At 42.1% G+C, this 22,127-nt stretch carries 20 protein-coding genes; 12 read left to right on the forward strand and 8 right to left on the reverse strand.

Annotated features, from left to right (window positions below):
* Positions 1-46 precede the first annotated feature (46 nt).
* Positions 47-595, forward strand: a complete 549-nt coding sequence (locus tag AC1DXF_RS02505; protein WP_477445780.1) for a GNAT family N-acetyltransferase — start codon at positions 47-49, stop codon at positions 593-595.
* Here the strand turns inward: AC1DXF_RS02505 and AC1DXF_RS02510 are convergent.
* Entirely contained in the window at positions 564-1,901 is a 1,338-nt protein-coding gene (locus tag AC1DXF_RS02510; RefSeq protein WP_477445782.1) for an FAD-dependent oxidoreductase, read from the reverse strand. The two genes, AC1DXF_RS02505 and AC1DXF_RS02510, sit on opposite strands and share 32 nt — an antisense overlap.
* Before the next feature lie 87 nt (positions 1,902-1,988).
* Between AC1DXF_RS02510 and AC1DXF_RS02515 the strand changes: the two genes are divergently transcribed.
* Positions 1,989-2,522 carry a YfiT family bacillithiol transferase gene (locus tag AC1DXF_RS02515; protein ID WP_477445784.1) on the forward strand — a complete coding sequence of 178 codons (534 nt, stop codon included), beginning with the start codon at positions 1,989-1,991 and terminating at the stop codon, positions 2,520-2,522.
* 149 nt (positions 2,523-2,671) lie between these two features.
* On the opposite strand, the gene AC1DXF_RS02520 is transcribed toward AC1DXF_RS02515, so the two are convergent.
* The 4 genes from AC1DXF_RS02520 to AC1DXF_RS02535 all read right to left on the reverse strand — a co-directional run bounded on the left by AC1DXF_RS02520 (position 2,672) and on the right by AC1DXF_RS02535 (position 8,507).
* Entirely contained in the window at positions 2,672-6,403 is a 3,732-nt protein-coding gene (locus AC1DXF_RS02520; protein WP_477445786.1) for an ATP-binding protein, read from the reverse strand.
* A gap of 71 nt (positions 6,404-6,474) precedes the next feature.
* Complete coding sequence (gene fabD / locus AC1DXF_RS02525; RefSeq protein WP_477445788.1) at positions 6,475-7,359, reverse strand: ACP S-malonyltransferase; 885 nt, start codon at positions 7,357-7,359, stop codon at positions 6,475-6,477.
* An 83-nt stretch (positions 7,360-7,442) separates the two neighbouring features.
* Positions 7,443-8,081: a GTP cyclohydrolase I FolE gene (gene folE / locus AC1DXF_RS02530; RefSeq protein ID WP_477445790.1), complete on the reverse strand. Its 639-nt coding sequence runs from the start codon at positions 8,079-8,081 to the stop codon at positions 7,443-7,445.
* A gap of 9 nt (positions 8,082-8,090) precedes the next feature.
* On the reverse strand, positions 8,091-8,507 hold the full coding sequence (locus AC1DXF_RS02535) for a 6-pyruvoyl trahydropterin synthase family protein (RefSeq protein ID WP_477446074.1): 417 nt from the start codon (positions 8,505-8,507) through the stop codon (positions 8,091-8,093).
* A gap of 98 nt (positions 8,508-8,605) precedes the next feature.
* On the opposite strand from AC1DXF_RS02535, the gene mqnB reads away from it, so the two are divergent.
* Positions 8,606-9,226, forward strand: a complete 621-nt coding sequence (gene mqnB, locus AC1DXF_RS02540; protein ID WP_477445792.1) for a futalosine hydrolase — start codon at positions 8,606-8,608, stop codon at positions 9,224-9,226.
* A gap of 73 nt (positions 9,227-9,299) precedes the next feature.
* On the forward strand, positions 9,300-10,148 hold the full coding sequence (locus AC1DXF_RS02545; RefSeq protein WP_477445794.1) for a menaquinone biosynthesis family protein: 849 nt from the start codon (positions 9,300-9,302) through the stop codon (positions 10,146-10,148).
* A gap of 312 nt (positions 10,149-10,460) precedes the next feature.
* Here AC1DXF_RS02545 and AC1DXF_RS02550 read toward each other — a convergent pair whose 3' ends face one another.
* Both AC1DXF_RS02550 and hflX read right to left on the reverse strand, forming a co-directional pair.
* Positions 10,461-10,913: a hypothetical protein gene (locus tag AC1DXF_RS02550; protein ID WP_477445796.1), complete on the reverse strand. Its 453-nt coding sequence runs from the start codon at positions 10,911-10,913 to the stop codon at positions 10,461-10,463.
* A 63-nt stretch (positions 10,914-10,976) separates the two neighbouring features.
* Complete coding sequence (hflX, locus tag AC1DXF_RS02555) at positions 10,977-12,161, reverse strand: GTPase HflX (RefSeq protein ID WP_477445798.1); 1,185 nt, start codon at positions 12,159-12,161, stop codon at positions 10,977-10,979.
* A gap of 204 nt (positions 12,162-12,365) precedes the next feature.
* On the opposite strand from hflX, the gene AC1DXF_RS02560 reads away from it, so the two are divergent.
* The 8 genes from AC1DXF_RS02560 (at position 12,366) to AC1DXF_RS02595 (ending at position 20,785) form a co-directional block, all read left to right on the forward strand.
* Positions 12,366-14,336 (forward strand): DUF3857 domain-containing protein, encoded by a 1,971-nt coding sequence (locus tag AC1DXF_RS02560; protein WP_477445800.1) that lies wholly within the window; start codon positions 12,366-12,368, stop codon positions 14,334-14,336.
* Between the two features lie 97 nt (positions 14,337-14,433).
* Positions 14,434-16,368 carry a DUF3857 domain-containing protein gene (locus AC1DXF_RS02565; protein ID WP_477445802.1) on the forward strand — a complete coding sequence of 645 codons (1,935 nt, stop codon included), beginning with the start codon at positions 14,434-14,436 and terminating at the stop codon, positions 16,366-16,368.
* A gap of 7 nt (positions 16,369-16,375) precedes the next feature.
* Positions 16,376-18,319, forward strand: coding sequence for a DUF3857 domain-containing protein (locus AC1DXF_RS02570; protein WP_477445804.1), 1,944 nt, complete (start codon positions 16,376-16,378; stop codon positions 18,317-18,319).
* Between the two features lie 11 nt (positions 18,320-18,330).
* On the forward strand, positions 18,331-18,969 hold the full coding sequence (gene aat / locus AC1DXF_RS02575) for a leucyl/phenylalanyl-tRNA--protein transferase (RefSeq protein WP_477445806.1): 639 nt from the start codon (positions 18,331-18,333) through the stop codon (positions 18,967-18,969).
* Between the two features lie 19 nt (positions 18,970-18,988).
* Positions 18,989-19,570 carry a crossover junction endodeoxyribonuclease RuvC gene (gene ruvC / locus AC1DXF_RS02580; RefSeq protein WP_477445808.1) on the forward strand — a complete coding sequence of 194 codons (582 nt, stop codon included), beginning with the start codon at positions 18,989-18,991 and terminating at the stop codon, positions 19,568-19,570.
* Positions 19,571-19,826: 256 nt separating this feature from the next.
* Positions 19,827-20,240, forward strand: coding sequence for a hypothetical protein (locus AC1DXF_RS02585; RefSeq protein WP_477445810.1), 414 nt, complete (start codon positions 19,827-19,829; stop codon positions 20,238-20,240).
* 79 nt (positions 20,241-20,319) lie between these two features.
* Entirely contained in the window at positions 20,320-20,616 is a 297-nt protein-coding gene (locus AC1DXF_RS02590) for a GIY-YIG nuclease family protein (protein ID WP_477445812.1), read from the forward strand.
* Between the two features lie 4 nt (positions 20,617-20,620).
* Complete coding sequence (locus AC1DXF_RS02595; RefSeq protein WP_477445814.1) at positions 20,621-20,785, forward strand: hypothetical protein; 165 nt, start codon at positions 20,621-20,623, stop codon at positions 20,783-20,785.
* A gap of 24 nt (positions 20,786-20,809) precedes the next feature.
* Here the strand turns inward: AC1DXF_RS02595 and serS are convergent, their stop codons facing one another.
* Positions 20,810-22,081: a serine--tRNA ligase gene (gene serS, locus AC1DXF_RS02600; RefSeq protein WP_477445816.1), complete on the reverse strand. Its 1,272-nt coding sequence runs from the start codon at positions 22,079-22,081 to the stop codon at positions 20,810-20,812.
* Between the last annotated feature and the right edge of the window lie 46 nt (positions 22,082-22,127).

The following is a 22,127-nucleotide window of genomic DNA, read 5'->3' on the forward strand; positions in this document are numbered from 1 at the left end:
ACAGTTTGGGTTTGCTTTGCTAATTTTAGGCGTTTTATTGTTACAAATGGAAATTAAAGGAGACGGTTTTATTTTAAGGGAATTACGGTTGACGGATGCCGAACCGTTGCAAAAACATGCTGATAATCCCGAAATCTTCAATGCTCTTTTTGATCGCTTTCCCTCACCATATACGCTTGCCGATGCCATCGATTTTATCCGGCTTAGAATAGCCGACATCGTGCAAACCAAATTTGCGATAGTTATTAACGGCGAACTTGCCGGCGTAATTGGTATTGATTTAAGGGACGATATTTACCGCAAATCCGCGCTAATTGGATATTGGCTGGGCCAGGAACATTGGGGAAAAGGCGTAATGCCCAAAGCGGTAAAACTGGTAGTTGATTACGGGTTTGCCAACCTGGATATTGTAAGGCTGCAGGCTGGGGTATTGGGCAATAACCCAAAATCGATGCGGGTATTGGAAAAAGCGGGGTTTGTAAAAGAAGGCGTTTTTAAAGATGCTATTATTAAAAACAACGTTGTTTTAGACGAGCATTTGTACGCTATTCTTAAACCTTTACCTAATTTACAAACCGGCCCGATAAATCAATAGTGCGGGCAAATGGGTTCAAAAACTGGTTAATAAGCACGGCAAACTCCCTGCGGGTTATCGGCCGGTTAACATCAAAATCCGATTGAAATTTGTATTGGTTTTTCCAGGCTTTGGCCATGGAGATGTGTAACGTTTTAGGATCGGCAAGGGTTATCTCGCTGATAAGCGAAAGGGTATTTCCAACAGTAAATTTCGCAGCTGGTTTTTCCCTGTTGAACCATAAAAAAGTACGGGTGTAAATATCGTTTAACACCGGTTCAATATCTGCGGTGTTAACTGCCGAATCGGGCATAAATAACATACGAGGGACGTTATTATCCAAATTTTGTACCCCTTTTAATAAACCGGTTGCCCCTACCTGCTGTACCGCCCTAAAATACCGATCATTCGGGTTTACATCGGCAAATGGCATTAAGTAACTTTTAAAATCCAACAGTTCGCCCTGCACAGCGCGTGTGTTTAATTTGTGTGTGGTTGTCTTAAAAAAAGCGCAAAACGCCGCGGTGGCGCCGGCGCCCTGGCCCAACGTAAGCAAGTTGGGCAGGTATTGGATATCATCTTCAGGAAAAAGCCTGCCAGCTATCAACAGGTTTTCTGTACCCGGCGCCACAATGGCGCTTAGCGGGATACAATATGCCGGCGATGGGGGATAGTTGCCGGAAGTATTCTTTTTATCACCATTTTGTCCGGGATAACTATCGCCTGTTGCAATACTGGTACGGTATGCAGCGGATTGGTGACTGTCGGCATTGAAATCGATAGGCTTAAAATCGATGCTCATTTTTTCGGCTATCGAAGCATTTGCTGTGGCATCAATGATAAGCTTTGCTTTTATTAATTGTGGTTTTGAATCCTGGCTAACCGTTACAGCCCAACCATCCCCATCTTTTTTCACACTGCCAACTGTGGTATTTAACTTTATGGTGAGATTTTTAACTGTATCGGCCATTTTTTTGATGATGGCCGCACCTGTGTATGGTTCTAACCGGAGCGGGGCATTGTACACGGTGTCATACCCTGGCGTTTTTTTGTAAAACACCGTTACCCATTTCCGGAATTCGCCCCAGATGCCCGAAGGCAGATTGTGCCCGCCGCCGATGGTTACCATAGTTTGAGCGTTCATGCCCGGACATAGCTGCGGGCCCGCTTCAATCAATACTGTTTTAATTTTGCTGCGGGCTCCCTGGATGGCTGCCGACGAACCGGCAGGGCCTCCGCCAATTACCAAAATGTCGGTTTTAATGGTTTGGGCATATGTAAAAGAGCATTTTAACAGCAGCAGTACTAAAAACAGTTTTTTTATCATCGGTTTAAATAACACGTACAGAACGCTAATTTAGGCTAAAGCTTGCTGTACTATAAAATTATACCTAATTTAATTTTTTTTTAGCTTATGACAGACGAACAAATGAGGTTCCCGATTGGGAAGTTTACCCCTCCGGCATCCTATACCGACGAAAACATTCGCGAATGGATAGATGACCTGCGCACGCTCCCAGGCAAATTACGTAACGCTATAGCCGGTTTAAACTACCAGGAACTGGATACCCCGTACCGCACGGGCGGCTGGACATTGAGGCAAGTAATCCATCACCTGGCCGATAGCCACATGAATTCCATTACCCGTTTTAAGCTGGCGCTTACCGAAAACAACCCGGTTATAAAACCCTATGAAGAAGCCGATTGGGCCTTATTACCCGATTACCGCCTGCCGGTAGAATCGTCATTAAAAATACTGGAAGGCATCCACATTCATATGGTGGCCTTATTTGAAAGCTTTACCGAAAATGAGTGGGGACGCTCCTTTGTACACCCCGCTTCGGGCGATACAGTTTCGCTTAAAAAGGGGCTGGCTCTATATTCATGGCACAGCAAACATCATTTAGCCCATATAACGGAGACGGTGAAGAAATTTGCTAAGCGATAGGTGAAAGGATAAAGGCGAAAGGCAAAAGACTTTTTAGGCAAATCCTGTTATCTATTAAACCGTAACTGCTTTTTGCCTTTTCCGCAGCTACCTTTTGCCCTTTACCTTTCGCCTTTGACCTCAAATTACAGGCCTTTCGCCCTTTACCCTCAAACCGATGGAAAGCTCAGGTAAAAAGTTGTGCCGATGCCAATGGTTGTTTCGAACCATATTTTACCGTTGGCATTCTCGATGGAGTTTTTCACAAAGGCAAGCCCAAGGCCGGTACCAGAGCTTTTGGTGGTAAAATTGGGCTCGAATATCTTTTCGCGCATATTTTCGGGAATCCCGTTGCCGTTATCTTTTATGGTGAGCAGCACATTTTTGCTGGTAATAAGATAATTGATATCTATCAACCCTTTTCTATCCGCCGGCGTGGCCTCTATGGCGTTTTTTAACAAGTTATTAAAACACCGCAGTAGCTGATCTTTATCGGCATTGATCATAAAGGGCGTTTCAGGCTGCTGATACATGATATGCATGTTGTCCATTTGTTTAAATATGGTAACCGCCTGGTTAAGCATTTCAAAAACATTTAATTGCTCAATACGGGTATCGGGCATTTTGGCAAAAGCCGAAAACTCGGATGCGATGGACGATAAACTTTCTATTTGTTCGACAAACGACTTACTGAAGCGCTCGAATTTTTGATCAAATTTAGGGTCTTTATCCCGCCACGATTTATCAAGCAGCTGCAAACCTAATTTTAGCGGGGTTAACGGGTTTTTAATTTCGTGCGCTACCTGTTTAGCCATTTCGCGCCAGGCGCTTTCACGCTCAGACTGTGCCAGCCGGTTGGCGCTGTTTTCAAGGGCCGATATCATTTTGTTGTATTCTTTAACCAGTGCCCCAATTTCATCATTTCGCTGCCATTTTATCGGTTCGTTTTTTTTGCCGTAAATGGTTTTGCTCAATGTTTCCTGTATAAAGCTTAACGGCGCGGTAATTTGCCTTGCAATGATGATAGCAAATAAACCAATGGCTATAAATACCAGCGCATAAACGTTTATCATCACATTCAGCAACGATGTTATGCGTTCCTTATAATCTGCCTCGTTCGAAAAATAAGGCAGCTGGATGTAGGCTATTATCCTGCCGGAGTTTACAATAGGCGCATAAGCGGCTTTATAACTCAATTCCCCTATCCGTTCATCGTTTACAAATTCAGTTTTTTGCAGTCGGCTTAAATAGATAAAGGCTCGGGAGTTCATTTTTTTGGCAACCAGGCCGGCTTCGTACATTTTTGGCTGGGTTGTTACCAGTGGTACACCATTTGTATCAAACAAAACCAAATCGGTTGAATAGGTTTTGGCCATGATGTCAAAATCAACCTGGCTTTTTTCGTTTACGTTGTATATGTACCTGTTTAACGCGCCCGTTTGAAAAGCCTCGGCAATACGGGTTATTTTATTGCGGATTTGTTTATCCTGCTGGCTTTGATACTGGCTCCCTATTGATATAAAGGTGATAAAACCAACCGCTATCAGCGTAACTACAACCGCAAAAATCATTACAAACTGTATGCGCGTTTTATAAAGTACCTTATCAAAATTAATCCTGAAATTCCAGCGGATTTTATCATCCTTGATGCTTAAAATTCTTACGCGTACCCATGCCCCCCTGACGATAATGATAATTGCGCTGAATACCAGCAAAGCCATAAAAAAGAAGGTAATGGACGTTACCCCATTATAAAGCGGGTTTGTTTCTTTACTTACTACAACTATGTTGCGCTTGTTGGGCTTATAAATAAGGTGTTCGTACTTTGTAAAGGTGTTGTACCATTCGGGATTGTTAATCCTGGTGGTTTTTATGATATACTTTTTTAATACCCCTTTAAAATCGGGGTTATTAAGCGTATAAACATAAGTGCCCCGCTGGCTTTGCAGGCGGTTGTCGTAATAGTAAGCGTATGAATATTCTTTAAATTCATCTTCAGATTGCAGCGCCCCCTCTATCAACAAATCGGGGAAGGCGCCCAACGATTGAAGAGGTTTTGATGTAAACTCAATGGCCAGGGTGCCTAATTGTTTATTCCTGCTTTTTATGGGCAATATTGCAAAATAACTCTGTAGCCCAAACGATGCCGTACCCCGGTAAAAATAAGATGTTGGCACAACCTTAAATGAGTTGTATACAACCTGGTCTTTGAAACCGGTTATCGGAACGTCATCTTCGGCCAGGGGCTGGTCGTTAGCATCATACTCATGTATTTTAACAACGTACTTTGACAGGTACCCATCAAAATATAATTTCTGAAAACGGGTGAGCAGGTAATCATTATTATGTACATTTTCCTTAAAGTAGCGCACAATGGCCGAGTCAACAAGAATCCGTTTCTCTATCTTTATAAAGGTATTTTCGGCATCATGGTCAACCGGATCTTCTAACCGGTGCACCAGCCTTTTACGCACAACCTCTTCTTTAATGCTTTCAAAGTGGTTTAATTTAATGGCCGATATTAAAGAACATATTAAAAGCACGCCCAAAAAGGCGCTAGTGGTAAGTTTGCTTCTGTGGTATATAAAGCCAAATGCCCTTATCAAAACCAGCACCATCCATAACAGGTAAAACAAGCTAAAACCATAATACCGGGCAAAAACAACCGTGCTTATAGCAACACCTGCTATCAGCAGTAACAGCTGGTGCAATCGTGGCACACCCAGTTTTAAGCATATAAAAAGAACAACGTCATCAACAAGATAAAAAATAAGAAAACTAAAGCACAACATTAAAACACCCGCCACGCTGAACGATGACAAGCCCAGTACATTATTAACATTAAAGTTAATGCCCGAGTTGATAACCAGGTCTGAAAACAACCTTAACAACGACGTGGATATCGCGATAAGTAAGAGGATGCAGCCAACTACAATAAAATAACCTGCCGAATTTGTATATGCCGCTGTAAACAGTCGCCGGCGCTGCAGGTATATAAATACAACAAACCAAAAAACGCAAAGCAGGTTAATACATAAATCGCCAAAAGAAGGGTACAAAACACCCGAGTGGAAAATTTGAGGGTCAAAAAGTTTAAGCATGCCGCTAAAATCCGGCAGGTGATAATATAAATTAACAAAACGGAACAGCACTATAAATAACGCCAGGAATATCACCGACAACCAGGCGTAACCCTTTGCCGCCACATGGCAACAAATATTATGGATTAATATACAAAGCGTTATGATGGTTAAAATCCAAAAAACGGCTTCATAGTATATAAACGCATAATTAACACTATTGGGCTTTTGCTTTACCGAAAACAGATAATCGTTGTTTGCGCTGTGTACATCGTAGGCGTCTTTATCGCCCAGGTCGGCAAGTTCAATGTTATCTTTGGTAATTAAGTCTTTAGCAAAAGTGTTTTGAAGATACTGGTTGGTAAATGTGTAATCGATTTTTATGGGGATAAAAAATATTACCGAAAAACCGCCCTCGGTTTTCCTTATTGCTTCATAATACCCATTTGGCTGCTTAATAAATGAGCTGCCTTCTTTTATATTCCAAAGGCTATCGGGCAAAACTTTAATGCCACTCCAAAAACTTAACCGGTTGTTATAGGTGGTTATAAACCAGGTATTCTTTTTTGCGGTAAAGTTCTCTATTTCGTTAATTGCTTCCTGGTCATTATCTGCAAGGGTTTTAAATTTGTTAAACTGTACCTTATCATTTAGTTGTTTATCAATATAAGCCTCTTTTTTGTGCAAATTACCCTCAAGTTCCCGCGCAGTTTGGTCAAGGTTATTTACAGGCGTATAGGTTTTTTGGATAATAATGGCCGTAAATAACAATCCAATACCTATCAGGGTAAGCAACAAACGTATTTTTCCGGAGGTGGTCAAATTGTTATCAGGTGTTACAAGTTTAAAACAAAACGAAAGGCACTATTAAATAGTGCCTTTTTTAATTATTATTAAGCTAAAACAGCGCTTTGGGTGGGTATTGCCCTGTCAACCTTTTTTACCAGCCCTTGCAATACGTTACCCGGGCCAACTTCGGTAAATGAGGTCGCCCCGTCTTCCAGCATGTGCCTAACGGTTTGCGTCCACCTTACTGCGCCCGTAAGCTGGGCAATTAAATTCTGTTTGATAAGTGCCGGGTCTGTATACGGTTTGGCATCAATATTTTGGTAAATAGGGCACACCGGCGCCTTAATTTCGGTAGCCACAATTGCCGCTTCCAACTCAACCCTTGCCGATTCCATTAATGGCGAATGAAAAGCGCCACCAACTTTAAGCTTTAAAGCTCTTTTAGCACCTGCCGCAAGTAATTTTTCGCAGGCTTCATCAATGCCTTCAATTGTGCCGGATATAACCAGCTGACCGGGGCAGTTATAATTTGCCGTTACTACTACTGCGGTAGCACGTTGGCATACATCTTCAACAATAAAATCATCCAGCCCTAAAATAGCCGCCATGGTTGATGGTTGTATTTCGCAGGCTTTTTGCATGGCGTTGGCGCGTGCTGCTACCAAACGTAAACCATCTTCAAACGATAAAGCGCCTGCGGCCACCAGGGCCGAAAATTCGCCTAAAGAATGACCGGCAACCATATCCGGTTTAAACTCATCGCCCAAAACGGTAGCTAAAATTACCGAGTGTAAAAATATGGCAGGCTGGGTAACGTTGGTTTGTACCAAATCTTCGGCTGTACCATCAAACATTACATCTGTAATCCGGAAACCTAATATTTCATTGGCTTTTTCAAATAACTCCCTGGCTTTTTCAGATTGTTCGTAAAGATCTTTACCCATACCCGGGAATTGGGCGCCCTGCCCTGGAAAAATATATGCGTTCATTTATATTGGTTATTGGTTGATTGAGTTGATTAGGTTAAGTGGTTGATTGGGTTTTTACTACTCTCCTAATCAACCACTCACCATTAACTTAACTTAGAACTTATCAAATTTAAAAATTCAGTACGCGTTTTTTCTTTTAAAAACTCGCCGGTAAAGGCCGATGTGGTGGTTACCGAGTTTTGTTTTTGTACACCGCGCATGCTCATGCACAGGTGGCGGCATTCAATAACTATCCCTACGCCAACCGGATTAAGCGTTTCCTGTATGCAATCGCGGATTTCGTTGGTCAGGCGCTCCTGTACCTGCAGCCTGCGGGCAAAAGCATCAACCACCCTTGGTATTTTACTTAAGCCAACAACATAACCATTGGGAATATAGGCAATATGTGCCTTACCAAAAAAAGGCAGCATATGATGCTCACACATGGAGTATACTTCAATGTCTTTTACAATAACCATCTGGCTGTACTCCTCTTTAAACATGGCCGAGTTCAGGATTTTTTTTGCATCCAGGTCATACCCATGGGTAAGAAAAAGCATCGCCTTGGCAATTCGTTCCGGCGTTTTCAACAAGCCCTCCCGTTCAGGCTTTTCACCAATTTGTTTTAAAACGTCGAGATAATGGGCCGATAGGTTTTCGATCAGTTGCGGATTGTACCTGTCTATTTTGGTATAACCGTCAATATCGTCATCGCGGTCGGGGATATGGTTTTTATCAATCATTTTATCCGGTTATCCGCCAAAATACTCCGCGGAATTATTTTCAGTTTCATATAGTTTTACCGAGTGTAAAAACACTCCTTCGTAGGCCTCAATAGGCGCCTTAAGCTGGTTAAAAATCTCGATGCACAGCAGCTCCGTCGATGCCATTTTGCCTGCCATGAACTCAACATCCATATTGATGTTTTTATGATCAAGCTTTTCAATAACGTGCTCGTTAATAATAACCTTAAGCTCTTTTAAATCCATCAAATAACCGGTGGCGTGTGTAACTTCACCTTTAACAGTTACAAATAAATTGTAATTATGACCATGCCAGTTGGGGTTTGCGCACTTGCCAAATACCTCATTGTTTTTTTCAGCGCTCCATTCCTCACGGTACATCCGGTGAGCGGCATTAAAATGTTCCTTGCGCGTTATATGTATCATCATAATATTAAGTGGGTGCAAATATACAAAACAAAAACAGGCCAGTTGTTTTATATTCGTGGTCAAAAATCTGTAAATAAAACACACACAAAAGCAATATGCTTATATTAGTTGTTGCCGCAACGGCGCCCGAAGTTGAACCATTGGCCAAATACTTCGGTAACAAGATAGATGTATTGATAACCGGCGCGGGTATGGTGCCAACAGCCTTCGCCATGGGGCAACACTTGACGCATCAAAAATACGACCTTGCCATAAACCTGGGTATCGCAGGCAGCTTCGACAGGGGTATTGAGCCCGGCAGTGTTGTTGAAGTAACCGAAGACACATTTGCCGAAACCGGGGCAGAAGACGATGAACTGTTTATCCCAATGAACGTTTTGGGCTTTGGCGAGGTTACCTATAAACCAACAACCTCATTAGATGAAGTTGAAAGTAGTTTCTATTTAAAAAAAGCAAGGGCCATTACTGTAAATACCGTTCATGGCAATGATGTATCTATCAAAAAAGTGCAGGAGCGTTTAAATCCCCAATTGGAAAGTATGGAAGGCGCGGCTTTCTTTTACGCCTGCCGGCAGGTTAACGTGCGCTGTATCCAGATCAGGGCTGTGTCAAATTATGTAGAAAAGCGTAACCGCGACAGCTGGCAGATAGGGCTTGCCATAAAAAATCTGAATACCTTTGCCATCGATCTGATTGAAGCCATTATTGAGCTTTAATTAAGGTTGAGGTTATACGTTTGACGTGCAACTTAAAAACGTATAACGTAACACGTACAACTTATAACGTATTATGAAACTAACTCTCGGTTTTTCGCCCTGCCCAAACGATACCTTTATTTTTGATGCCCTCATTCACCATAAAATTGACACTGAAGGCCTGGAGTTTGAGGTTTTTTATGATGATGTAGAAACCCTGAATCAAAAAGCCTTCCGCGGCGAATTGGATGTTACCAAACTCAGCTACCATGCGTTTGCTTACGTGGCCGATAAATATGTACTGCTTGATTCGGGCAGCGCATTAGGCTTTGGTGTGGGACCAATGCTGATCTGCAAAGCAGACCCGGAAAAACTCTACTCACAACTTACAACTCACAACTCACAACTTAAAATCGGCATCCCCGGCAAGTATACCACCGCCAACTTTTTATTGGGCAACGCTTTTCCAAATGCTACAAATAAGGTTCAGCTTGTTTTCTCTGATATCGAAAACGCAGTACTGGAAGGCCGGGTTGATATCGGCCTCATCATCCACGAAAACCGCTTCACCTACCAGGATAAAGGCCTAAAAAAGATTATCGACCTGGGCGACCACTGGGAAAAACAAACCGGCTGCGCTATTCCGCTTGGCGGCATAGTTGCCAACCGTAACCTGCCGGCAGCTATTCAGCATAAATTAAACCGGGTGTTACGCAAATCGGTTGAGTTTGCTTTTGCCAATCCAAAGTCGGGCCTGGAGTTTATCCGTTCGCACGCGCAGGAGATGAGCGAAGAGGTCATGTACAAGCATATTGAATTATACGTAAATAAATATTCTGTAGAATTAGGCGAGGAGGGAAGGAAAGCGATAAAGCTGCTTTTTGATACGGCTTTGAAGAATAATTTTATACCGGCGATAAATTTCCCTTTATTTTTAACCTAATAGAATACAAACTTTGTTTAAGCCGTTTTTTGTATGTTTGTTTGAGGAGGGCTCACAATGAAAAAGGAAGAAAGCAAAATCATAAAAGTACCATATTCACCCAATGTTAAATCGTATTCAATTGATGAGATTTTAGCTGCAGGGGCCCCTCTGCTTTTGTAAAAAAAATGAAGAAAAGCCTAAATGGCCTTTTTGACGAGATCGCCCAGTTACCTTCTGATGCTTTTTTGACGGATTGTGAGTTTAACGAAGCGATGTCCGTACTTAACGACAGTAAATGACATTTTTACCAATAGGATACAAAGATAAGTGCTAATTATTATCTCTTATCTTTTGTATTCTATCTTCAAGATCATCGATATACTCTTCCGGGATAAGCACCTGTCTTTCTGAGTTAAGCTTTCTTGCCTCTAAAAATATAGTTTCGTGTCCCAAGTGAAGCGACATCAGAACATCCTTCCAAAACAAAGCCCTTGCCGTCCATGTATGACAAGGACCATCTTTGTTATCTTTAAATCGATCTGCTTCTACAAAATAAAGTTCTGTAACATCGAAGCCCATTTTGCCTGCTTTTTCTTCAATGGCTTCTCGTAAGTCCCAATTGTCAAACCAATGCTCGCCAAAATCATTATCCATTGTGAAAAACCTTCCTATCCACGCCATTTCACCCATTTCATTTAAGCCAAGATAATCGGCGATATCTTTATAGGCGGGATTTGCGACAAAACAGTCTAACTCTTCTATGTATTTGAAGATTCTTATCATTTGTTTTATTGGTACATTATCAATCTGCACATCTGAAATCTGTCATCTGCACATCTGCTGCCTCTAATACAGCAAATGATCATACGGATACCGTTCCATATGTATCGCCTTCACCTCTTCATAAAGCAAAGTCCTGAACTCGTCTACATTCTCCCTTTTTGTGGCCGATATAAATATGGCGGGGCTGTTGTTTTTGGCCATCCAGCTGTGTTTAAAATCGTCAAGCGTTAGCGGCTCTTCCTGCTGCTCTATCTGGTGGTCTTCGGGTTTAAAGGCATCTATTTTATTAAATACCGTTATCATCCGTTTATCAATAGCACCAATATCTTTCAGGGTTTCGTTAACGGTACGAATCTGATCTTCAAAGTTAGGGTGCGAAATATCTACCACGTGCACCAGAATATCTGCTTCACGCACTTCATCCAGTGTCGATTTAAAACATTCTACCAGTTGGTGAGGTAATTTGCGGATAAAACCAACAGTATCTGATAACAGGAAGGGAACATTCTCCAGTACAACTTTCCTTACAGTAGTATCTAACGTGGCAAACAGTTTGTTTTCTGCAAACACTTCCGATTTGGATACCATATTCATGATGGTTGATTTGCCAACGTTGGTGTAACCCACCAGCGCGGCACGCACCATCTGGCTGCGATTTTTGCGCTGGGTTTCGTTTTGCTTGTCAATTTGCTTCAGCCTGTCTTTCAGCAAGGCTATCTTATTCAATATCAAACGCCTGTCGGTCTCAATCTGCGATTCACCCGGTCCGCGCATACCAATACCACCCTTTTGGCGCTCAAGGTGAGTCCACAAACGGGTAAGGCGGGGCAGCAAATATTGTAACTGTGCAAGCTCCACCTGGGTTTTGGCCTGGGCGGTTTGCGCACGATTGGCAAAAATATCCAGGATAAGGTTATTCCTGTCAAGTATCTTTACCTGCAATTCGTTTTCAATGTTGCGCAATTGCGATGGCGACAGTTCATCGTCAAACACCACCATATCAATTTCTTCTTCAATAACAAAAGCCTTTATATCTTCCAGCTTACCGCTGCCCACAAAGGTGGCCCTGTCGGGCCTTTGCAGTTTTTGGGTAAAATGAGTTATTGTTTCGCCGCCTGCCGTTGCAACCAAAAACTCCAGTTCCTCTAAATATTCCTTCTCCTGTTCGTCGGTTACGTGGGGTGTCATCACGCCTACCAAAACAGCTTTTTCCTGCTTCACAGCAGTATCGTAAAATTTTTGCTTCATTAAATATGGTATATCAAATTGGTTGCCAGTTTACTAATATAGCATAAAAGGGTATAGTTTGTGCCAAAATAGCTGGTATAAAATTGAACAATGACAACCTTGCAAAGTTATAAAATAGAGTAAATAAAAATTTATTAATGTATTTGCAAAAAAGTGCAGCCTATTGCTATATTTAGCCTACCATAGTCCTTATCCAATTATAATATGAATAAATTTTTACCCCTCTTTGCCCTTATTGCGTTTTCTGGTTCTGTTTCGGCGCAAACAACCCCAACCTTTATGCCTTTTGGCAAAATTGACAACTCCGATTTGGAAATGACCAAATGCGATTTTGAACCCGATGCTAATGCCGAAGTGCTTTTTAATAAAGCTGATATTTATTATGATGGCGTTTTTGACATCCAGGGAGATTATCACAAACGGATTAAAATATTTAATGATAACGGCAAGGATGAAGCAAACGTCCGCATTGAATTTTATGGCGGTAACCGGCTGGAATATATTACCGACGTGCAGGCCCAGACCATCAACCTGGTTAATGGCAAGCCAGAAATTACCAAGGTAGATAAAAAGCAAATATTTACTCAAGCTGTTGATAAAGTTCGCAGCGCAATTGTGTTTTCGATGCCTAACGTTAAACCGGGCTCTGTCATTGAGTATAAATACAAATATCGCACACAGTCTGTCAGCAACTTCCCTTCCTGGGATTTTCAGGAAAAAATACCCACGCGCTACAGCGAACTTGACACTTCGATACCCGATTTATTGTACTTCAGGGTTATACGCCACGTTTGGCAACCCTATTTTAAGTCAGAGCATTCAACCCAATCAAGAAGCCTGGGCGGAGGCATCAACCCGGTCCTTTACAACCAGGAGCAGGACAAACGGGCTTTAATAAACGTTCCGTCGCTACATGACGAACCCTATATGCGCTCGTATGCCGATAACCTGATGTCGTTACATTTTAATCTTACATCTGTAAAATCCAGCTACGGATTTTACAAATCATTTTCGGATACCTGGGCAAAGGTTGGTGGCATAATTGCCGATGATGAAGATTTTGGCGGCCAGCTTAAACGAAAACTTAACGGCGAAGAAATTATCATTAACAAAGCAAAAGCCTTAAAAACAGACGACGAGAAAATCGCTTTTGTTTTTAACCAGGTAAAAAACGCGATGAAGTGGGATGGGGCCGACCGCTGGTACACCAATGATGGCACCTATCGCGCATGGGAAAAAAAGACGGGGAACTCAGCCGAGGTAAACATCATTTTGTACCATCTGCTTAAACAATCGGGCGTAAAGGCGTACCCAATGATAGTAAGTACGCGCAGTCACGGTAAAATTGACCGCTACAACACCTCGCTGTCCCAGTTTAACAGGGCGGTGGTTTATGTACCCGTTGATACTGCTAAAGAATATATTCTTGATGCAACCGGCAAGTATAATTTATACAACCAAACACCGGATGAATTGCTTAACTCATCTGGTTTGTATATTGATAAGGCTACAAACCAGTACGATATCGTTTTTATTAAAAACAGCGAGCCTGTACGCCAGGTAGTTATTTTAAAAGCCGATATATTGCCCGATAGCAAGGTTACCGGTACCGCCGATATAATTGGCTTTAGCTACAACAAGATAAACAGCACGCAACGATATAAAACCGATGGCGAAAAAAAATACACGGATTTTATCCGGGATAATGACAACAATCTTAAAATATCGTCCTTAAAAATGAACAACATGGAGGTTGACACCCTTCCTTTAACCCAAAGCGTCACCTTTAGCTTAGATTTGGCAGGATCAGACGGGACTTACATATATTTTAATCCCAACCTGTTTGCCCCCATGCGTACTAACCCTTTTTTAAGTGAAACCCGTGCAACAGATATCGATTTTGGCTATCTGGACAGATATGAGTTAAATGCCTATTACAAAATACCCGCTGGCTACAAAACCGAGGCGCTACCTAAAAGTATGCGCATGGTAATGACCGATAAAAGCATCAGTTTTAAACGCTTCATTGCCGATCAAGATGGCTATCTAACCGTAAGATATGTTATTGACCGAACCAAAGGGCATTATGGCAAAGAGGATTATGGCGAATTAAGGATGTTTTATAAGCAAATGCACGATATGCTTAACGAACAGATTGTATTTAAAAAGATTTAAACCCGCGCATACAAGAGGCCTTTCAAATTGTTTTATTTATTTTAACAATAATCATTTTCGTATTATTATATTCGTGCTGATTAAACCTTATCAACAAATGAACAAAATCCTTCCCCTGCTATTGCTGGGGTCTTTAGCAATCATCGCAAACGCACAAACTACGACCCCTATACCAACCGCTCAATCTTATGGCAAAGTTGATAAAGCTGACCTGGAGATGACCAAATGCGCTTTTGAGCCCGACGCCAATGCCGAAATTCTTTTTGACAAAGGCGACACTTATTTTGATACGCAATACCACATCGTTACCGAAAGGCATAAACGCATCAAAATTTTTAACGATAATGGTAAGGACGAAGCTAACATCCGAATAGAATATTACAGCTATAATCATAGACAGTATATTACCGGGTTGCAGGCACAAACCATCAATTTAACCAATGGCGCCATTGAAATCATTAAGGTTGATAAAAAACAAATATTTACCGAGGCTGAGGACAAGGTTCGTTCGGCTATGGTATTCGCGTTTCCTAATGTAAGGCCAGGAAGCATAATTGAGTTTAAATACACCTTAACCAGTGCCTATCTGGACGATTTTCCTTCTTGGTATTTCCAAAACAGTTTGCCTACCCGTTATAGTGAATTAAACACCAAGATACCCGACATCTTAACTTATAAAAGGTTACCAAACATTCACTCGCCTTATGTGGTTGATAAAACAAACTCATCAAATACGCATACAGAAGCCCTTGCCAATATCCTTTCGTTAAAAGACGAACCATTTATGGACGCCCGCAATGATAATTCCGAGCGTATTCTTTTCCAGCTGCTGAGCATCCATATCCCCGGTTATTTTTACCCAAACTTCCAGGACTCCTGGAAAAAGGTAGGTGAAAACATGATTGACGACGAAGATTTCGGGGGGCAGTTGAACCGGAAAATTGCCGGCGAAGAAGTCATCATCAATAAAGCAAAGGCCTTAAAAACCGATGATGAAAAAATAGCATACATTTTTAATGAGGTCAAAAACACAATGAAATGGAATGAATCGTATAGATATTACTCGTACGATGGTGTCCCAAAAGCATGGGAAAAGAAAACGGGAAACTCTACCGAAATAAATATCGTGCTTTATCATCTGCTTAAAAAATCGGGATTAACTGTTTACCCAATGATGGTAAGCACCCGCAAAAACGGCCGCATAAATCCTGCCTACCCAAGCATTTATCAGTTTAACAGCATGATAGCCTATATCCCTGTTGATAGTGCTAAATATTACGCCCTTGATGCTACCAGCAAATACAATCTTTATAACAAAGTGCCCGATAATTTTTTAAACTCGTTTGGCTTTTATATTGATGATACCAATAAGATATATGATCTCTCATTTTTGCAGGAACCAGAGCCTGTACGCCAGATTGTTTTATTGAATGCCGAAATTAAGCCCGACGGCAAAATGAGCGGCAGTGCCGATATCAGCAGCTTTAGCTATAACAAAATAAGGTATACCAAAAAGTATAAAACAGATGGTGAAAAAAAGTATAACGACTATTTACGAGAGGACAACAATAGCCTTAAAATATCGGGGCTTACTTTTGAGGATATGGATGTTGATACCCTGCCGTTAAGACAGAAGTTTAACTTCAACCTCGACCTTACGGGCAGCGATGAAAATTACATCTATTTTAATCCAAACTTATTTACCGGTCTTAAAACCAACCCGTTTTTGGCCGAAGACCGCTTTACCGACATTGATTTCGGTTACCGGGACAACTACGCCATAACCGGCATTTTTAAAATCCCAACAGGGTATAAAATTGACGCCCTGCCCAAAAGCATCAGCATGGCCATTCCGGATGGCACTGTTACCTTTAAACGCATGGTTGCTGAGCAGGAAGGCTCGGTAATGGTGCGCTTTAGCATCGATCATAAAAAATCGATGTATTTTAAAGAGAATTACCCCGAGTTCCGTGAATTCTGTAAAAAGATGTATGATATGCTTAACGAACAGATTGTACTTAAAAAAGGCTGATAAAATTATGTTTATTAAATATTATACCAGGCTGCTGCTAATTGCGGTGTCCTTATGCGCACTATACACCAACAGTTATAGCCAGGATAAAAACATTCCTAAAGATTTATACATCGCTGCTACTATTCCAGATTCTTTGAAAGAGGATGCTAACTCTGTGTTAAGGTATTCAAGCGATGAGGTTATTGTTAAAGGCCCTGGCAAAATGGTATCAAAACACCATAGCATCATTACCATCCTTAACGAAAAAGGAGACAATGAGGCAATCCTCGAAATGGGTTACAACAAAAAATATGACTCTTACTCGGGTCTCGAAATGCATATTTATAATGCACTTGGCGTGTCACTAAAAAAATACCATAAAAGCGACATGTATGACGGATCGGCCTCAAACGACGAAACAATAGTTACTGATGAGCGCTTTTTGGCCATAAAACACGCCATAGCCTCGTATCCCATTACAATTGAGGTGAAATACGAAGAAGATATAAGCAGCTTCATTGGCATAGGTAGCTGGTACATTCAGGATAAGGTAGAACAATCTGTGCAGTCGTCATCATACAAGATTGCTTATAACCCCGCCATAGGTTTCAGGTATAAAAACAGTAATTGCTCGGTTATGCCGGTTAAAGGAACGCAAGACGGCCTGGAGAGCTATACCTGGACCGTAAAAAATATTAAGGCTATAAAAAAGGAAGAGCATGTTTTGTCCTGGAATATATTACCCAAAATAACGTTTGCAACAAGCTCATTTGACTGCTTTGGTTATCCCGGCGATTTTACCACCTGGAAATCATTTGGTAACTGGATAAAGGCTTTAAATGATGACGTTTGCACATTAAGCCCCGAGCGCATTGCGGAGGTAAAGAAGATGACCGATACCATTAAAACCGACAAAGACAAAGCCCGTTTTTTGTATAACTATATGCAAAAAAGTATGCGGTATGTTAGCATACAATTAGGGATTGGAGGCTTCAAGCCATTTGCGGCCACTTTTGTTGATCAAAAAAAATATGGCGATTGTAAAGCGCTTTCAAATTACATGTTTTCGTTATTAAAGGCTGTTAATATTAATGCATATTATGCCGTTATAAGGGCCGGCAATAACGCAGAACCGGTTGACCAGGCATTTCCTAATAACTCGTTTAATCATGCCATTTTGTGTATCCCCTTTAAGAATGATACTACCTGGCTTGAATGTACCAGCAGCACCACCGCGTTTGGCAAGCTTGGCCCATTTACCGAAAACCGGAATGCCCTGCTGATTACTGAAGATGGCGGAAAGCTGGTAAGCACTCCCAAAAGTAAAGCCGCAGACAATACCTTCGATAGTGAAGTTCATCTTACATTAGATGCAGATGGCGGAGCTAAAGCAGTTATTAAAATTTTAAGCTCAGGAGAGTACAGGCGTATGTTTGTAGACCGCCTGCCAAATTATAAAACAGATGAACAAAAACAGTATTTGCTTAAAGAGCTCCACATTAAACAGCCCTCTGTTTTTAATTACAATCCATCAAACGACAGGAACGGCATAAAAGACGTAACGCTTGAACTGGAATACGATAAATTTTGCGACATGGCCAGCGGCGATAAACAATTTTACAGGCCTCTTGCTTTTTCATTGTGGGATGTTACCATTCCAGACCAGGAAAAAAGGACTACCAACTATTACTTTAACAGCCCGGTTCAAAAATCATGTGTTACCATTATCGATTTACCTGTAGATTTTGAGGTTGAAACCTTACCGACAAATCAAAGTTTAAAATTCAGCTATGGCAATTATGATATCAAGTACAGTTACGATGCAGCTAAGAAGCAGGTAAAAAGTATCGCCCTGTTTAATTTAACCAACCATGTAATCCCTGCTGTCAAATACAACGAAATGCAGGCCTACTTTGATGCCATTGCCAAAGCGCAAAATAAAAAACTGGTGATACGCCGCAAAGCTTAAATTTGCGCCCGATGATATTCAGGCTTGATGAACGTTTACTATTTCCGGAGCCCGGTCTGGCCGAACCAGACGGGCTTTTGGCTGTAGGTGGCGACCTATCAACCCAGCGGCTGTTGTTAGCTTACCAAAACGGTATTTTCCCCTGGTATAGCGACGATTCGCCTATCCTGTGGTACTCGCCCCATGAACGTTTTGTGCTGTATCCCGATGAATTAAAAATTTCCAAGTCGATGCGCCAGGTGCTGCGTTCAAACCGGTTTGGGGTTACAACCAACACTTGCTTTGCCGATGTGATAAAGGCCTGCTCAAACGCGCCGCGCGAAGGGCAGGACGGCACCTGGATTACCAGCGACATGGAAGCGGCTTACATTAAGTTACATCATGAAGGCTATGCGCATTCTGTTGAAGTTTGGGAGGATGGTGCTTTGGCTGGCGGCTTATATGGCGTATGGGTTGGCGGTGTTTTTTGTGGCGAAAGCATGTTTAGCCGTGTTAGCAACGCTTCAAAAACGGCGTTGATATATTTGTGCGGGACAGGAAAATTTAAACTGATAGATTGCCAGGTACATACCAGCCACCTGGAATCTATGGGTGCGCGCATGATATCGCGGGAGCAATATATAGCCATTTTGCACGATAGTTTGCTTTGATTGGTTACCTTTGAGGGGTATGCAGCAGGCCAGCACAAAAGAGCGTATTATTTTAGGGATCGACCCCGGAACAGCCGTTATGGGTTACGGCCTGGTGAAAGAAACCGGTCCCAGGATAGAACTTATTGCCCTTGGTGTAGTAAAGATGGAAAAGCTTGACGACCATATGCTCAAGCTGCAACGCATCTTTGAAAAAACCGTTGCCCTCATAGATAATTACAATCCAGACTGCCTGGCTATCGAAGCGCCCTTTTATGGCAAAAACATCCAGGTAATGCTTAAACTGGGTAGGGCGCAGGGTGTGGCTATTGCGGCTGCGCTATCGCGCAACTTAGATATTACCGAATACGCCCCCCGCAAAATAAAACAATCAATAACCGGCAACGGAAATGCTACTAAAGAGCAGGTTGCCGCCATGCTACAAAACTTGCTAAAGTTTAAAGAAACCCCCGATTTTTTAGATGCAACCGACGGCCTGGCTGTGGCTGTTTGCCATTCCTTTCAAAGAATGGGTACCGCCACAAAATCGGCTTCGGGCAGTAAAAAATCATACTCGGGCTGGGATACATTTGTGAAGGATAATGCAAAACGGATAGTTTAAATCCGTCTCCCCAAAGTCATTGTAAAAACCAACCGGCCCGCGGTAACATTTCCTGTTTCCTGCCGTATAAGCTGCGATGACAACCGCGGGTCGCTTTTTGAATTAAGAAATTTAACCCCAAAGAAACCATGTGTCTGTCAGCCTATTAAATTCGCAACAAACTATACTTTTTTGCATTATTTTTTTAAAATAAGCAATAAATTGTTGACAAAGTGCACTTTAAAAATTACTTTTAAGTCCCCTTAATTGATTGATCATGATCCGAGTACGGTCTAAAAATGTGCTATTGGTTGCTCCCGATACTTTTTCGGTTGAGTTATTGCCGAACAATAAACAATTTAAACATATTTCGTCAACAAGTCATATTTTTCCGTCCATTCACGAGCAGAAACCCAACCTGGTAATTTTTGACTATGATCATCTAAACGCCGACATCGAAAAGATATTGCGCCGTTTACAATCAAACCCCGCTTACAATAAAATAAAAATTTGCTGTTACAAGCAAAAGGAGCATACCAAGGTTGATAGCCTTTTAAAAGTACTGGGGGTTGATTACATTTTTTATCCCGAAGATTTTAATAAGACCGAAAAGAGCAGCGGCTTTGTAAATGCTTTTACCAATATTTTCGACGCCCCTGTTATGCCTTTGCTGGTAAAAGCATCAAGTTAGCAAATAAATTTACCCACTTGTCATTGCGAGCGCAGCGTGGCAACCTCGTCGCCAGCCCAGGCCGCCATGCATATCAATCATGAAGGTTCACGAATACTATATCTACATCTTATCAAATAAAGCCAATACGGTCTTCTACATTGGCGTCACCAACGATTTGCAAAGCCGCATTGCACAACATAAGCAAAAAGTTAATAATGGCTTCGCCGCTCAATATAAATGCGACAAGTTGGTTTATTACGAAGAATTTCAATGGATACAGGACGCTATTGCGCGGGAGAAACAATTAAAAGCGGGCTCCCGGCAAAAGAAAATTGATTTGATTGTGGGCCTTAATTCATCGTGGAGTGACTTGAGCGATGGGTGGTATGATTAGCTGTTTGACCTGCATATTAGCCTGGTTTGGCGACGAGATTGCCACGCTATCGCTCGCAATGACAAAAGGGCGTAAGTGCTATGGCAGTAATAAGAGTGCTATGGATAAATGTCATTGCAAGCGCTTTAAATCTGTTGGCGATGAGGTTGCCGCGCTGCGCTCGCAATGACATTATTTACAATGTTGCAAGAAGTTAATCAATCCACTCAAACTTCGTATAAGGTACCAATACCTCTGGTATTTTAATCCCCTTTTCAGTCTGGTTATTTTCTAATAAAGTAGCAACAATGCGTGGCAAAGCCAACGCACTTCCGTTGAGCGTATGCGCCAATTGTGTTTTGCCTTCGGCATTACGGAAACGCAGTTTCAGCCTGTTGCTCTGGAACGTCTCGAAGTTTGAAACGGATGATACCTCCAGCCAGCGTTGTTGTGCCGCGCTCCAGGTTTCCATATCATAAGTTAAAGCCGATGCAAAACCCATATCGCCGCCGCATAAGCGTAGCACGCGGTATGGTAAGCCAAGATGTTGTAACAAGCCCTGTACATGAGCGCTCATTAGCTCCAGGGTTTCGTATGATTTATCAGGATGCACCACTTGTACAATCTCTACCTTATCAAACTGGTGCAGGCGGTTTAGCCCACGAACATGCGCACCATAAGAGCCGGCTTCGCGACGGAAACATGGCGTGTGCCCGCAATGTTTAACCGGTAAATCATCCCCCTTTAATATTACGTCGCGGAAGATGTTGGTGATAGGTACCTCGGCAGTGGGGATCAGGTATAGCTCGTCCTCATTTACAAAATACATCTGTCCTTCTTTATCGGGTAGTTGCCCGGTTCCAAAACCAGAATCTTTATTAACCATTAGCGGTACGCTCACTTCGCCATACCCTGCTTTTTCGGCTTCGTCAATAAAATAATTGATAAGCGCGCGCTGTAGTTTAGCTCCCTTATTTTTATAAACAGGGAAACCAGCACCGGTTATTTTAACACCCAGTTCAAAATCAATCAGGTTATATTTTGCGGCCAGTTCCCAGTGCGGCAAAGCATTGGCGGGCAATTCCGGTTTAGCACCATTCTCTAAAACAACTTCGTTTTCTTCGGGCGTTAAACCCTTAGGTACCGAGGTGTGCGGCAGGTTGGGGAGTAATACCAGCTTTTGATAAAGTTCTTCTTCGGTAGCAGCAAGCAGGTCGCCAAATTTTTTGATGTCTTCTTTCCAGGCACCGGTTTTGGCTTTTATTTCTTCCGCCTCGCCTTTTTTACCGGCACGCATCAGGTCGCCAATTTGCTTTGATGCTGCATTGGCCTCGGCCGAAACGTTATCCATACTGGTTTGGGTGGACCGGCGTTTGTCATCTAACCCTATTATCTCATCAACCAGTTCGGGCTGTTTAAAATTTTTTACAGCCAAACGTTCCAAAACCTGTTCCCTGTTATCACGGATATAACTAACTTGCAGCATTATTTTATTTTTTAGGCAAAGATATAATCAGTTGGCGGTTTGCAGT

This window comes from Mucilaginibacter sp. P2_A5 (assembly GCF_056404995.1).

Excerpts from the sequence above, each read along its gene's own strand:
- AC1DXF_RS02505 (WP_477445780.1), top strand. The coding sequence starts at position 47 with ATGGAAATTAAAGGAGACGGTTTTATTTTAAGGGAATTACGGTTGACG.
- AC1DXF_RS02510 (WP_477445782.1), bottom strand. The coding sequence starts at position 1,901 with ATGATAAAAAAACTGTTTTTAGTACTGCTGCTGTTAAAATGCTCTTTT.
- AC1DXF_RS02515 (WP_477445784.1), top strand. The coding sequence starts at position 1,989 with ATGACAGACGAACAAATGAGGTTCCCGATTGGGAAGTTTACCCCTCCG.
- fabD (WP_477445788.1), bottom strand. The coding sequence starts at position 7,359 with ATGAACGCATATATTTTTCCAGGGCAGGGCGCCCAATTCCCGGGTATG.
- folE (WP_477445790.1), bottom strand. The coding sequence starts at position 8,081 with ATGATTGATAAAAACCATATCCCCGACCGCGATGACGATATTGACGGT.
- AC1DXF_RS02535 (WP_477446074.1), bottom strand. The coding sequence starts at position 8,507 with ATGATACATATAACGCGCAAGGAACATTTTAATGCCGCTCACCGGATG.
- mqnB (WP_477445792.1), top strand. The coding sequence starts at position 8,606 with ATGCTTATATTAGTTGTTGCCGCAACGGCGCCCGAAGTTGAACCATTG.
- AC1DXF_RS02545 (WP_477445794.1), top strand. The coding sequence starts at position 9,300 with ATGAAACTAACTCTCGGTTTTTCGCCCTGCCCAAACGATACCTTTATT.
- AC1DXF_RS02550 (WP_477445796.1), bottom strand. The coding sequence starts at position 10,913 with ATGATAAGAATCTTCAAATACATAGAAGAGTTAGACTGTTTTGTCGCA.
- hflX (WP_477445798.1), bottom strand. The coding sequence starts at position 12,161 with ATGAAGCAAAAATTTTACGATACTGCTGTGAAGCAGGAAAAAGCTGTT.
- AC1DXF_RS02560 (WP_477445800.1), top strand. The coding sequence starts at position 12,366 with ATGAATAAATTTTTACCCCTCTTTGCCCTTATTGCGTTTTCTGGTTCT.
- AC1DXF_RS02565 (WP_477445802.1), top strand. The coding sequence starts at position 14,434 with ATGAACAAAATCCTTCCCCTGCTATTGCTGGGGTCTTTAGCAATCATC.
- AC1DXF_RS02570 (WP_477445804.1), top strand. The coding sequence starts at position 16,376 with ATGTTTATTAAATATTATACCAGGCTGCTGCTAATTGCGGTGTCCTTA.
- aat (WP_477445806.1), top strand. The coding sequence starts at position 18,331 with ATGATATTCAGGCTTGATGAACGTTTACTATTTCCGGAGCCCGGTCTG.
- ruvC (WP_477445808.1), top strand. The coding sequence starts at position 18,989 with ATGCAGCAGGCCAGCACAAAAGAGCGTATTATTTTAGGGATCGACCCC.
- AC1DXF_RS02585 (WP_477445810.1), top strand. The coding sequence starts at position 19,827 with ATGATCCGAGTACGGTCTAAAAATGTGCTATTGGTTGCTCCCGATACT.
- AC1DXF_RS02590 (WP_477445812.1), top strand. The coding sequence starts at position 20,320 with ATGAAGGTTCACGAATACTATATCTACATCTTATCAAATAAAGCCAAT.
- serS (WP_477445816.1), bottom strand. The coding sequence starts at position 22,081 with ATGCTGCAAGTTAGTTATATCCGTGATAACAGGGAACAGGTTTTGGAA.